General features: G+C 39.5%; 8 protein-coding genes. 5 read left to right on the top strand and 3 right to left on the bottom strand.

The genetic code is table 11. The features are described 5' to 3' along the window. Nucleotide 1: 1 nt before the first annotated feature. Nucleotides 2-3,073: a WD40/YVTN/BNR-like repeat-containing protein gene (locus ACEQZT_RS02850; RefSeq protein WP_370087032.1), complete on the bottom strand. Its 3,072-nt coding sequence runs from the start codon at nt 3,071-3,073 to the stop codon at nt 2-4. Nucleotides 3,074-3,097: 24 nt separating this feature from the next. Then, nucleotides 3,098-3,859 (bottom strand): outer membrane lipoprotein-sorting protein, encoded by a 762-nt coding sequence (locus ACEQZT_RS02845; RefSeq protein ID WP_370087030.1) that lies wholly within the window; start codon nt 3,857-3,859, stop codon nt 3,098-3,100. 169 nt (nt 3,860-4,028) lie between these two features. Between ACEQZT_RS02845 and ACEQZT_RS02840 the strand changes: the two genes are divergently transcribed. After that, nucleotides 4,029-4,412: a response regulator gene (locus ACEQZT_RS02840; RefSeq protein WP_370087029.1), complete on the top strand. Its 384-nt coding sequence runs from the start codon at nt 4,029-4,031 to the stop codon at nt 4,410-4,412. On the opposite strand, the gene ACEQZT_RS02835 is transcribed toward ACEQZT_RS02840, so the two are convergent. Continuing rightward, complete coding sequence (locus ACEQZT_RS02835) at nt 4,404-6,806, bottom strand: ATP-binding protein (protein ID WP_370087027.1); 2,403 nt, start codon at nt 6,804-6,806, stop codon at nt 4,404-4,406. The two genes, ACEQZT_RS02840 and ACEQZT_RS02835, sit on opposite strands and share 9 nt — an antisense overlap. 36 nt (nt 6,807-6,842) lie before the next feature. Between ACEQZT_RS02835 and holA the strand changes: the two genes are divergently transcribed. From holA to ACEQZT_RS02815, 4 genes are read left to right on the top strand one after another with little or no spacing between them, the layout of a single operon-like run. Then, nucleotides 6,843-7,865 (top strand): DNA polymerase III subunit delta, encoded by a 1,023-nt coding sequence (gene holA, locus ACEQZT_RS02830; protein ID WP_370087025.1) that lies wholly within the window; start codon nt 6,843-6,845, stop codon nt 7,863-7,865. A 53-nt stretch (nt 7,866-7,918) separates the two neighbouring features. Beyond that, a complete protein-coding gene (locus ACEQZT_RS02825) occupies nt 7,919-10,852 on the top strand; it encodes a tetratricopeptide repeat protein (RefSeq protein WP_370087023.1) in 2,934 nt (977 codons plus the stop codon). Nucleotide 10,853: 1 nt separating this feature from the next. After that, nucleotides 10,854-12,497, top strand: a complete 1,644-nt coding sequence (locus ACEQZT_RS02820) for a hypothetical protein (protein WP_370087021.1) — start codon at nt 10,854-10,856, stop codon at nt 12,495-12,497. A 58-nt stretch (nt 12,498-12,555) separates the two neighbouring features. Next, nucleotides 12,556-13,758 carry a hypothetical protein gene (locus ACEQZT_RS02815; RefSeq protein ID WP_370087019.1) on the top strand — a complete coding sequence of 401 codons (1,203 nt, stop codon included), beginning with the start codon at nt 12,556-12,558 and terminating at the stop codon, nt 13,756-13,758. Nucleotides 13,759-13,800 lie beyond the last annotated feature (42 nt).

Here is a 13,800-nt window from a genome sequence, read left to right as displayed (position 1 = left end):
GTTAATCCTCTATAAACTCTTCGAAAGTTTTCAATTGGATATTCGTAATTCCTTTTCCTTCCATGTATTTCTCCATTTTCGGAACTTTCTTCGATTTGATATAGCTGAAATCATTCTTTGCCTTTTCAAAGCGCTCATCAAGCAGTGAAAGGTTTTCCAATTCAGAAGCGGATGGGGGCTCGAATCCAGAAGCAATTTTGCTATATAGCTCACCAATCTTACTTCTAAGCTGTGGTTCTGCTGAGGCAACATAGTTGTCTCCCGTTGTAATTACCAATGTCTCTTTTAAGGCATTTAAATCTTTGATCACCCCTTCGGCAACTTTATTGCCACCACTTTTGGAAACCTCTTCAGCCTTTAGCAAAATTTCATCCATTTCATAAACCATATAAGCCAACTCCTGAGACATATCATAAAGCTTGGCAACAGTTCGGTAATACTGTGCTCTATCTGCATCAGTAAGTATAGAGTTTGGATCATTCTTTAAGGTCACAGTTGTGGTATAAGTGTCTTTGCCTTTAGTCATTACCACATTGTAGGTTCCGGCTGGCACCCTTGGTGAAGTAAACCCACCGAAAGCAAGGGTCTTACCTTTAGCCATTTTGGGTTGCTTTATCAATCCATTCCACGTTACAATATTTATTCCCTTGGATTTTCCGGGTGTTAACTCAATAAGTTTAACTCCTGAAGGATCCTGGATTTCCATAGTCATCTTGCCGAAAATGTGCTTTTTCTTTAGGTAATACCTGATTTGAGCATTGTTTGAGCTATTTGCTCCTACAAATTCCATTTCGGTGGCAGTGCCACCAAAAGGACTTGTCTCCTTCATGATCATTGGTTTACTTTCAAAGAAATGAACATCCTTCGCTAACACCTCCTGATTGATTTGTCGGAGTGGACTTATGTCATCGATGATGATAATGCCACGCCCATGTGTCCCCATTACCAGATCGTTGGTTTGCTTTTGCAGATCTATGAAATGCACGGCAACCGGTGGCATATTATTGGTAAATTGATTCCAATTTTTTCCTCCATTAATGGTCACATACAAGCCGAATTCTGTTCCAAGAAAAAGCAAGTCTTCATTCTCATAATCTTCCTGAATATTTCTCACAAACCCATATACTTCATCGGTGATTATTGACGTCCATGTTTGGCCATAATCGGTAGTCTTATAGGTATAAGGATTCATGTCTCCAGAGGTATGTCCTTCCAGCACCGCATAGGCAGTACCTTCACCGTGAACACTTGCCTCAATGTGATATACCCATGTGTTAGCTGGAACACCTGATAAATTAGCTGTTGTGTTTGTCCATGTTTTTCCACCATCTTTTGTCACCTGAATATTACCATCGTCCGTACCAACCCAAATCACCTTTTCATTCAATGGAGACTCAGCAATAGTGAAAATTGTACAGTGATTTTCAGCACCTGAATTATCCATGGAAAGCCCCCCGGATTCAGCTTGATTTTGTTTTGACTTATCGTTTGTAGTCAAATCCGGAGAAATGATTTTCCAGGTGTTTCCCATATCTTCAGATATATGGAGATATTGGCTTCCCATGTAAAAGCGATCTGGTTGAGCTTCACTGGTAGCCATAGGTGCGTTCCAGTTGAATCTTAGCTTATCATATCCTTTGACCTGAAGAGGTTGGATGGTTTTGGTCTGTTGCTTGTCCATATCATACCTCCACACATTCTGAGCTCCCTGCATTTCAGAATAAAGAATCTTCTTAGTAGGATGGGGTAGCACCCTGAATCCATCACCATAACCTACTACATTCCAATCTCTCGCTTCAACACCACCAGGTGAGCTTGACGGTCCGTACCAAGAGCCATTGTCCTGAAGTCCTCCATATACATTATAGGGTTCAGCATTGTCAACACTAATGTGATAAAATTGCGAAACAGGCATATTAGCTACAATTTCCATGGTGGCAGCACCATCCCAAGTTCTATATACGCCACCATCTGTGCCTACATACATTCTGTCAGAATCATTTAAATCAAACAGGATGTCATGGATATCAGCATGCATGTTGCCCATATTTTTGAAGGTCTTTCCACCGTCTCTACTAATAGAGCCAAGCAATCCTCCTTTTACAACTACATCGGGATTTCTTGGATCGATCACAATTCTGGAGAAGTAAAAAGGTCTAACAACCAATCCAAAATCGCTATTTAATAAAGTCCAATTTGAACCAGCATCATCAGATCTATAAAGACCTCTTTTAGTTTCATCCTCCGTTTCAAGTACCGCATATAAAATCTGACTGTTCGATGGAGCCACAGCAACGGCAATTCTTCCAAGCTTCCCTTTCGGAAAACCATTGTGAATTTTGTTCCATGTTTTGCCACCATCTGCTGATTTGTATAGTGCACTTTTGTCTCCACCTGAGTTGAAACCCCAGGCTTGTCTTCTGAACTCCCACATGGATGCATATAGAATGTTTGGATCATTAGGATCCATAATTACATCCGCACAACCTGTTGTTTGATCAATATAGAGTGTTTTCTCCCAGGTAACACCCCCATCTTCCGAACGATAAACACCTCTTTCATCACTATCACTCCATAGTGCTCCAAGTACACCTACATACATGATGTTGGTGTTTTCAGGATGGATTTCGATGCTGCTGATTCGTTCAGATTTTTCAAATCCCATTTTCTTCCAGTTTACGCCACCATCAGTAGTTTTATACAAACCATCGCCTACGGAAACACTGTTTCTGGTCCAGATTTCACCTGTCCCAACCCATATTGTGTTGTCAGGATCTTTAGGATCAACCTTTACTTTACCAATGCTTTGTGCATAATCATCGAAAATAGGTTGAAATGAGGCGCCTCCGTTTGCTGACTTCCAAACTCCACCACCAGCTGTTCCAGCATATAGAATTCGACCATTGGTAGGATGTCCTTCCATATCAATAATTCGACCACTCATAAGGGCAGGGCCAATGTGCCGGGCACGCATGTCGCCAAAAAGTTCTTTACCATTTAGCGTAATTTCACCCTCTTGTGCGGTAGCCATAGCCATTGCTCCACACATCAATAATGTGAGTAATTTCTTCATAATATGCTTTTCAAAAGTTCTTAATTACTCACCTCCTGATGGGAAAGCAAAGACGCTTTCATCAACCTCTGGATTCAGGGTTATCTCAGTTAAAGTAATAGGTTGAGATGGGCCATCTTTTACGCCCTGAGTCATTGAAAATGGAAAGTATAATCCATCCACTTCCTGATAATCACTGAAAGTTACCCTACCAACCATCCCAGCTTGTGGTCCTGCTTTAACTTCAGAGTCCATTGCTAGAGGTACATATGAATCTACATCAAAATAATAGTAGTATACATCCTCAACTTGCTTTCCATCTACTGTTTTTGGCTCTTTGATCAGTTTCACCTTGAAGGTTTCTGCACCATCAATTGTCTCCTTGCCAATAAACTCTGCTGTGTATCCCTTGTCCTTATAGTCAAGCCAGGAATCAGGAAAGTCATTGGCATCCAATTTTGCGTTTGATGTTGTTTCTGCATCAGCTTTTTCTGCTTTCAAAGATTGAAAGTTTGTACTCCACATTGTCTCTCCGTCAAAGACTCCCTGATAGAAGTCATTGCCCTGTAGTGAAATTTTTGTGTATTGACGACCGTTAGTCATTTGTACAATTTCGATTGGAATTTCCATTCCACCTTGATTAACCTTTGCTGTCATTTTCATTCCTTTGACAGCTTTCCAATTTTCAATGCCTCCGGTATTTTCAAAATACCCATTGATTATTTCGTCTACACTTACATCCTGACCTGAAATAGAGGTAAATGCAAAAAATGAGGTGAGTGCTACGATTAGTTGAATTTTTCTCATGACTTTTGTTTAAAAATTTGATTGTAATTTAAAGATTGGTATTAATTAAATCTCACAGAGAAAGCTAATCGGTTTAAACAAGCCACCGAGCGGAAATGACAAACTTGCGAATATCAAAATTCATTATTATTCTTAATCTAAATTTTCCGACCAGCTAATGGAGAATAGAATGAAAAGAATTGTGCTGATTGACGATGATTCTACAACTAATTACCTCAATAAATTAATCATTGAGCGATCTGATTTAGTAGATGAAGTACTTTCATTTGATTCAGCTCAGGATGCGTTAGACTTTTTTAATCACAGTAATTCTGCTGAAGATCAATCCCTTGTATTGCTGGACATAAATATGCCTATCATGAGTGGATGGCAGTTTTTAGATCAGTATCAAAACCTTCAAAACAGCAGTACCAATAAGATTGTAATCCTCACATCATCAATAAATCCGGCCGATAAGCTATTGGCAGAAGAAAGAAATGGCATCATGGATTATAAGTCAAAGCCACTGTCGATGGAAATGCTGGACGAGCTCGTGCAGTCCTACCTAAACTAAGTGTGGGTTTTTCGGGAACTTCATAATGAATGAAGTGCCAACACCTTCCTCACTATCTACGTCGATTAATCCGTTTATGGCGCTGATTCTGTTTTTTACAATGAATAGACCAATGCCACGACCTTCGGTATCCAGGTGAAATCTCTGATACATCTTGAAAATTTTATCTCCAACCTGAGCTAAGTTCATCCCTCTACCATTGTCAGATATCTTTAAAAGATTGTGCAACTCATCTTCGTAAGTTTCAATTTTTAGAAGAAGTCGCTTATCAGGATATGAAAATTTCAGACTATTGGAAAGCAAGTGATATAAAGCGTCCGACAAGAAGGGTTTATAGCTCTTGATCTTCGTTACTTTCAGGTTCTGATCTATGGTCACGTTTCGGGACTTCATCTCACTTTTTAATAGATCTAAAACCTCTTTTATAAGCCGATCAATTGAAATGGATCTAAAATCAGAAAGTTTGGGGTCACTCTCGTTCAGAATGGTGCTCAGTTCTTTAATGACCGTGTCAATACGATTCGATGCGGTGGATATTCGTGAAACTATTTCAAAAGCTTCTTCCTGGTTTTTGCCTTTGTTGTCTTTTAATAGATCAGAGAGACCGATGATTTGAGTAAGGGGTTCTCTCAGATTATGACTGATTATGCTATTGAATTCCTGCAAACTCTTATTTCTTATGCGCAATTTCTGGATCAGCTCCTCTTTTTCTATTTCAAGTATGTCACCTCTTTTCTTTGCCATTGCTGCAACTATAAGGTCGGCCAGAGAACCTACAAATCTTTGATCTTGCAAACTCCACTCTCTGCTTTTTTTGTGAAGTATTACGTAAGAGAGAAATCCAATAAATTTCTTGTCAGCAATGATTGGAGCATTTATAACTGCTTCAATTCCAGCTGGCTTATAATATCTTTCATAAATATCCTGCAGTCTGAGATCTGAGCTCATTCTGCTAACAGCCACTGTTCTGTTTTGTAGGAATTCGCTTAAAAAATCAGGAAACTCTTCATTAGAGAATTCTACGGTTCGGATATGAGGTGATCCTGGTTTCACGCTCTCTCCCTTGAGAACAAGTGAATTTTCAGGACTTAACTCCCAGTAAGTGGCCCTGTCACAGCTTAGGTTTTCTCTGGAACTGACCAATAAATCTTTTATAAAGGAATCAATATCCAGATTCTCGTGATTTAGTTTCCGAGAAAGTTCAAGTAGCGAGCTGGTATAGTTGGACTCTGTTGTAGTCTCATTGATTATTCGTTGTTTCTTTTTGTACTGATAAGTGGTGATTCCCAGACCGGCAATAATCAGAATACCCAAGGCAATTACAATCAGTCTTGCATCCTCTTCCGCTTTTGCCTTTTGCTGTTCCTGTCTCAAAATTTCATTCTCAGCGATCACTAGCTCAGCTTGTAGTGCAGATCTGATTTTTTGCACATTACCAATAAACTCCGCATTTCGAATACTATCACTTAGGTTTTTATGCCTGTTTAAGTAGGCTGCCGCCTCAGCTATATTATCTTCATTGAAGTAGAATGTATAGAGCTTATTGTAGACTTCATTGAGTAGATCATTAGCTTCATTCGACGAGGCAAGTTGCTCTGCTTTCTTCCAATAGTATAAAACAGAATCTCTTTGCGATTTAGATTTAAAATACTCACCAAGTTTCAGGTAAGATTGAATAAGCCCACGTTTATGATCTGCCTTGAGTCGACTTTGAATGGATTGTTTCTGTAGATCAATAGCAAGATCACTATTGCCCTCTTTAAAAGTACACTCTGCCAAACCATAATAACCATACCCTTGTCCTCTTAAATGATCGGATGATACAGCATTTTCGAGACACTTTTGGAAATAACTTTTAGCAGAATCAATCTGATTTTGCATAAGTAGTACCTCACCAATGTTGGACAGAATAATAACGGGCAGATATTGTTTCAGCTTTTTTTCTGCGAGAAACAATGCTTTGTTAAAATGTTTAAGACTGGAGTCATAGACGCCTTTTCTCCTGTACACTTCTCCGATATTATTATTGAGCCTCACGAACTCCATTGGGTATTTCTCAGCATTGTAAGACAAGGCTTCCAGGTAATAAGAAAGTGCTTGATCGGTGAGACCTATTATCAAAAAGCTACTTCCTTTAATCGTAGTAGCTCGGATAAGCCCCTTTTCATAATTGATTTCTTTTGCTATAGAAATGCCCTGATTTATATAATAGATTGATTGTTGCTGATCGGTTAGAGAAAGGCGAAAAGCTATATCGTTAACAACGTTCACATAGGTAGAGTCTTTCTTTTTCAAATCCCCTAAGGTCACCAACAAGCTATCTACTTCGTTGCGCTGACCGATTGTGATTGTCGGTAAAAGGAATATCAGGAAAAGAAATAAGAATTTGCGCATTACAATTATCTAAGGTAGCGTTTACCTTTGGAAAATATGGCATCAGAATACACTGAAATACTCAGGGATATTAACAATGGAACTTTCGCGCCAGTATACTTCCTACAGGGAGAAGAAACATTTTTCATCGACAATATTATTAAAAATATTGAAAATAACGCTTTAGATGAAAGCCAGCGAAGCTTCAATCAGATCATCTTATATGGTAAGGATACATCCCTGACTGATGTAATAGGAGCTGCGCGAAGATACCCAATGATGGGCGAGAGGCAAGTCGTAATCGTAAAGGAAGCACAGGAGATGCGAGACTGGACAAAGGAAGAGAAGCAGACTCTTGTTATTAATTATCTGGAAAACCCACTTGCCAGTACCATATTGGTTTTTGGTTACAAGTATAAATCAGTTGATAAGCGTACCAAATTTGGCAAAGCAATTGAAAAAAGTTCAGTATTTCTCAACTCCAAAAAATTATATGATAATCAAATCCCTGACTGGATAAGAAGCTTCTGCAAGGCCGATGGGGTGAAAATAGAAGATAGTGCGGTGATGATGCTTTCTGAAAACATTGGAAATAATCTTCAGCGTCTGGCCAATGAAATAGAAAAACTGCTACTGAATGTAAAAGAAGGAGAAAGCATTACCGCAGCAATGGTTCAGCGATACGTTGGAATTAGCAAAGACTACAACATATTCGAGTTGCAAAAGGCATTGAGTAGCCTGAACAAACAAAAGGCTCATAAAATTGTGGATTACTTCGCATCAAATCCTAGTAATAATCCATTAGTACTCACGATTTATAGCTTGTTTTCTTATTTCAGCAAGCTTCTTCTGATTCATCATTCAGACAACAAAAATGATAGAGCCATTGCTTCGCTAATTGGTGTGAATCCTTTTTTTGTGAAGGAGTATATGCAGGCAGCCAGGAATTATCCATTAGGAAAGGTCGTTCAAAACATTAAGTATTTACATGAAGCAGATATGCAATCAAAGGGCATAGGTTTTGCTACAAAAAAGGAAGGTCCGGTTTTAACAGAGTTGGTATATAAATTGATGAATTAACACAATTTGGAGCCAAATATTCGTTGCATTTGATGGTCAAAAACTATTCATTCTTGAAGAAATCAGTATTCATTCTATTATCACTCGCCATCAATTTTGGTTGGGCTCAAAATTCAATTCAGTCTGGGGAATATGCTGAGTTATCGGCTTTTGAAAGTTTCCAATCTCAAAATTATCAGGAGGTTGTAGGCGAACTGAAAAATCGTAGCAGTCGAACTCAGGATGAGCAGATTTTGCTGTTGCTAAGTGAGCTTAAAACTGGTAAAGCAAAGTCCGAAGAGATTGAGCAGTGGCTTCAGGATAATGCCAAACATCCTCTAAAGTCTTTGGCGACTTTTCATCTAGGTGAATACTATTTCTATTCCGGAGACACTCTAAGCGCAAAGAAGAATTTAGCTACAATTTCACGATCAGATTTAGGTAGTCAGGATAAGGGCTCCTATGGATTTGTCTATGGCGTTATTCAGCTTTCATCCAAAAATTATAAGCAAGCCAAAAATCTATTTCAGTTTGCCAGGGCAAATGGATTTAAAGAACCATTAAAACTTTCCTACTTCGAAGCATTCGCAGACTATCACTTAGGAAACATTGATGAGGCTTTAGAGGGATTTGCTGAGGCAAAAGATGATGCAAACTTTGGATTGTCTTCTAAATTTTTCATATCCAAAATCAAGTTGGACAATGGTGAGCTCGACGATGTGATAAGTATATCGCAGGGTGAGCTCTCAGATGACAAGACCCGGACAAACTCTGCCTTTCACCAACTCATTGGAGAGGCATATGCATTGAAAAACAATGTAGCAAAGGCAGATGCTTTTTTCCAAAGGGCAATTGAATTGCACCCTGGTAAACCATCAGCTGCATTGTATTATCAGGCAGGTGTTGCAAAATTCAAAATTGGAAATGAAGATAAGGCGATAGCTTTTTTAACTAGTGCCGGAATACAAGGTGGGGAATATGCACAATTAAGTGCGTTCCAGCTCGGAAGACTTTACCTCAAGAAAAGAGATTTTGAGCGTGCGCTCACAGCTTACATTGAGGCTTCCACGTCTGACGATATGGCCATAAAGGAAGAATCATATTATCAGGCTGCCATGATCAATGCTCAGCTTGGTTTTTTTGCTGACGCCATCAATTATTCAACTGACTATCTAAAGAATTTTAAAAATGGAAGTAAGGTGGAAGCAATTCAGAACCTGATTGCTCAATCGTATTTAAGGACTTCCAACTATGATCTGGCTATTGAGCACCTGAACGCTATTGGTGTTACCACTAACACTCAAAAAGAAGTATATCAAAAAGTAGCTTTTCAAAAGGCGGCTCAGTCATTCAACGATGGCAACTTTGCCGATGCAGAGAAGTGGTTTAGGCAAAGCTTGCGTTTTACTCCTGATCAATCTTTGAAAAACTCATCCAACTATCATTTAGCCGAGATTTCGCTAAGGAATGGCCGATTTAATGAAGCCATAGGTCATTACAAAAACCAATCACAGCTCGATCCAATGTCCAACTACGGGATAGGGTATGCCTATTTTAATCAGCAGCAATACCCAGAAGCCCTTCCTTATTTTAGATCCGCTACAAAAGCTCAGGATAAAACGGTCAAGCAAGATGCTAATGTTAGGCTGGCAGATTGCCTATTTGCAACAAAAAACTACTCGGAAGCATTGACGATCTATTCTGGTGTATCCACTCAGGTAGGCTCTGCATATGTGATCTTTCAGAAAGGAATGACATATAAGAATCTTGGTGATCGTAAAAATGCGATTCAGGAATTTAAAGATGTCTTCTCTTCTCAGAAATATGGGGCAGATGCCAGATTTCAGGTGGGAATGATCCACTTTGAAAGTGCTGAATTTTCAGAAGCTGAACGATACTTTACTCAGGTGATCAGCAACCACCCCAACTCAACCTATGTTATAGAATCCTTATTGAATCGTGGTGTTTCCAGAAAAAATCTGGGTCAGCTAAAAGAGGCACAAACTGACTATGAGAAAATTCTAAGTGATTATATAAACTCTGAAGTGGCTCTAAACGCCATTCTTGGTCTTCAGGAATTACAACAGAGTGGCCAGTCGGTAAATAACCTAGATAAGCATATAGCTAACTTCAAAAAAGCTAATCCTGAGAATGGAAGTCTGGAACTCATCGAGTTTGAGGCAGCTAAGCGATTCTATTTTGATTTTGCTTATGAGAAGGCTGTGTCAGCTCTTCAGAAATTTCTAAAAGATTACACCACCAGCAGTAGTAAGCAGGAAGCTAAGTATTATCTGGCTGATTCATATTACAGGCTCAACAACTTAAGGGAGGCTAAATCCGCCTTTGATGAGCTTAAGTATGTAAAAAATTCTTTCACAGGAAGAATCCTTAGCAGGTTAGGAGATATAAATAGACAACTGAAAAATGTAAAGGAATCGGAAGAGGCCTATCAGCTTCTGGTTGACCTCAACTTAACAGCAAAGGATACATATAATGCCAGACAGGGTCTGATGTATCTGTATTTTGAAAATAGTCAATATGAGAAAGCCATCCAGCTGGCAGATGAGATTCTAAAAGCAGAATGGAAACCATTAAATGCTGAAAATGAGGCTATTTTGATCAAGGCGAAAAGCTGGCTCAATTTGGAAAGTCTTCCTGCTGCAAAGTCTAATTTTGAGATTCTGGCAGGAGGTGATAATGTCTTTGCCGCAGAGGCGAATTACTACATAGGCCACATTCAGTTTACTCAAAATGAAAATGAAGCATCACTGAATACTTTATTTGATCTCAACTCAAAATTTGGCAACTATTCGCAATGGGTTGACAAGTCTTATTTGCTGATTGCTCGAAATTATATCATCATGGAAGAGCTGTTTCAGGCAAAAGCAACACTCAGATCAATAATTCAACATTCTAAGAATCAGGAAATTGTGAATGAATCGCAGCAGCTTTTAAATGCGATAGAACAAAACGTAAGCATGTCGGACTCTACTCAAAACAAGAATTAAGATGAGAATAATAGTTACAGGCATTCTTCTTTTGGGTTTTATCCAGTCTATGGCTCAAACAGACAGCACTCGTAATCAAGGCGAAATCCTGACAGGAGAGGTTGTGATCGAGAAGGATAAAAAGATAACACTTCCTCAGGCTGACAAGATTTTCGTTAGAAGTGAGCCTAAGACCTTTTCGAACGATCCACTAAATCTCACATTTGAAATCCAGGAGCCTTCATTTGAATGGCCAGACTATAAGTCCGATGTTCCATTCCAATCAGTCAGAGATGCATATCCGCTAGCGGAGTATCAAAATTACGTAAAGCTAGGCTATGGAAATTTCAACTCTCCACTGCTTGAAGCAGGCCTTTTTCAGAGTTTTGGCACATTTGATAGCCGTGCTAAGCTGTTTTATGAGAGTTTTAATTCCGGTCCGGTAAAAGGAGATAATAGTGGCAATTCCATTGCTGGTGTTGAACTGTCGGGTGATTATAAACTACCATCAATATCCGTTACACCATCAATTGTCTACAGTAGAAAGGAATACAATTTTTATGGCAGTACAGCTTCTACCAACTTCCCTGATAATCCTAATGAAGCGTCCTTTTCAGATTTTGGAATTGGTATTAACCTAAGCGGAGGAAGTGAAGATATCAACTATGGACTTAGACCAATTTTTTCTACGGTAAACCAGCAGATATCCCCATCTGAGTTTAATAAAGAAGATGTTTTGGAGCTGGCTGGTGCCTTCAATTATAAAATAGGCAAGGTCTTTAGCACTGGTCTTGACTTGGATGCCTCTAGCGCCTCCTATAAAAGCGGCACAGACTATGATCGCTCTCTAATCAATATTAAACCATGGGTTTCATATAAAAAGGAATTGCTTAGACTCAATGCCGGATTGATTGTTTCATCCGGAAAGATTGCCGAATCATCAAAGACAAGTATCTATCCTGACATACGAATGGAGTACGATCTTGCCGATCAATGGGTAGTTTATGGAATACTTTCAGGAGGACAGTCGATGAATACCCTCCGAGATATGATTGGCGAAAACCAATTTTTGGATGATTCTTTGGTTTTGAGTTTTTCTGAAAATGCAATTGAATTTGGCGGTGGGATAAAGGGTAATCCGTGGAAAAACATGCTGATTGAGGGGAGTGTGTCTTATCGTGATGTAAATGGAATGCCGTTTTTTACTCCTTCATCAAGTGACTCATCCAGGTATTCACTTGATTATGACACAGATGCTGTTAATGTCATAACGTTCAAATCAAAGCTTGCCTATATGCCCACTTCCACCAGTACCTATGGAGCAAGTGTAGAAATCAACGGGTATTCCACCGAATCATTGGATAAACCTTGGCATAAACCCAGTTTCATTTTTAAGGCCTTCACAAGTCACAATATCAAAGAAAAGCTTATAGTTTCTGCTTATTTAACCAGTATTGGAGGTATTAGAGCTCCTGCAAATGTCGATTTTGGCTACTTGAAATTGGATGGATTTACGGATGTTGGCATTAGTGCCAAATACCTATTCACAAAGCGCGCATCAGCATTCATTGATATAAATAATTTGCTTAATAACGAATACGAACGATATTTGGGGTACCCGACCCGAGGACTCGCTTTTAAAATAGGAGGTCAGTACCGTTTCTGACCGTAATATTTCCTAATAATGAATTTTATTTTATCTTGGTTCGGTCAAAAAACATACTATGGCTAAAGACGACAAGAACACAGACAAAGAACAGGACGATTTCTTCGGCGATGATGAGGATTTTGGTCTACCAGAGCTAGACTATGAGGCATTAGATGATGACGATTCTGATGATGTTCAGGAAGAACCAAAAGCGGAAGAAGCACCTGCCGAGGAGCCTAAGGTAGAAGAGGAGGAAAGCGTTAGTGCAGAGGATGATTCTGTCTTTGATAGTGAGTCAATGGACGACATGGATATGGATGATATCGGCGATCTGGATGGATTAGATGATCTGGATGAGGAAGATATCCCTGACCAGGTGACCGATGAGGAGTTAGAGGCTTCTTTAGCCGATGATAGTGGAGAGGATGACTTCAAGGATGAGCCGAAGGCAAAGTCAGACGTCAAAGATGCATCCGATGAGGATATGGAAATGGATGACTTTTATGAAGAAGAGTCGTTTGATGACTTTGATGTATCCGAGGATGATGGAGAGGACATTCCTGATTCGGTTTTTGACAGTGATGTTCTTGACGAGGACGAATTTGCTCAGTTTGAGAAAGAATTGATGGAAACCGAAGAGGGGGATATGGCGGACATGTCTTCTTTTGATGCGGATGATTCACCTGCGGCTACTGAAAGTAAAGGAAAGTTTGCCAAAGTAGTGATCTTCGGAATTATAATTTTTGCAGCTTTAGGTACAATATTCTGGTTTATGTCGCCGCTAGGAGGTGGAGAAGAAGATAAAAAACCAGTTGCTGAAAAAACTCAGAAACCTGTTGCTAAAAAGCCTGTAGAGAAAAAGCCGGAAGAAACTGCCAACTCCGGTACGTCTACCGAAAGAACATCAGGTGGAAGTGCCGCTACTGCCAAGCCAGCAGAGACTAAGCCTAAAACGCCTGCTCAAAGACCCGCTGCAAATACTACTAAACCTAAACAGCAACAACAAGTTGCATCTAATCCTGGTACGGTAAACTCACTGTCGGCCAGAACCGGCAATGCATTCATCATTATTGCCAGTTTCGTAGATGGTGATATGGCGATGGATTATGCGAATAAGTTGGCTGGACAAGGTAAGAGTCCTTCAATCATTCCACCTTTTGGGAATGCCATTACTCACAGAGTAGCCATTTCTGGATACCCGTCCATAGCTGCTGCTCAAAACGCAATTGGCGGTTTTCAAGGTGAGTACGGACAGGATATCTGGATTCTAAAATATTGAAGCACTAATCTTCAGTATATTACGTTCAGTCTGTTTGAGTGG

Source organism: Ekhidna sp. (genome assembly GCF_964218185.1).
Classification (GTDB): domain Bacteria; phylum Bacteroidota; class Bacteroidia; order Cytophagales; family Cyclobacteriaceae; genus Ekhidna.
This window is presented reverse-complemented; position numbering and strand designations above follow the sequence as displayed.

Excerpts from the sequence above, each read along its gene's own strand:
- ACEQZT_RS02840 (WP_370087029.1), top strand. The coding sequence starts at position 4,029 with ATGAAAAGAATTGTGCTGATTGACGATGATTCTACAACTAATTACCTC.
- ACEQZT_RS02820 (WP_370087021.1), top strand. The coding sequence starts at position 10,854 with ATGAGAATAATAGTTACAGGCATTCTTCTTTTGGGTTTTATCCAGTCT.
- holA (WP_370087025.1), top strand. The coding sequence starts at position 6,843 with ATGGCATCAGAATACACTGAAATACTCAGGGATATTAACAATGGAACT.
- ACEQZT_RS02850 (WP_370087032.1), bottom strand. The coding sequence starts at position 3,073 with ATGAAGAAATTACTCACATTATTGATGTGTGGAGCAATGGCTATGGCT.
- ACEQZT_RS02845 (WP_370087030.1), bottom strand. The coding sequence starts at position 3,859 with ATGAGAAAAATTCAACTAATCGTAGCACTCACCTCATTTTTTGCATTT.
- ACEQZT_RS02815 (WP_370087019.1), top strand. The coding sequence starts at position 12,556 with ATGGCTAAAGACGACAAGAACACAGACAAAGAACAGGACGATTTCTTC.
- ACEQZT_RS02835 (WP_370087027.1), bottom strand. The coding sequence starts at position 6,806 with ATGCGCAAATTCTTATTTCTTTTCCTGATATTCCTTTTACCGACAATC.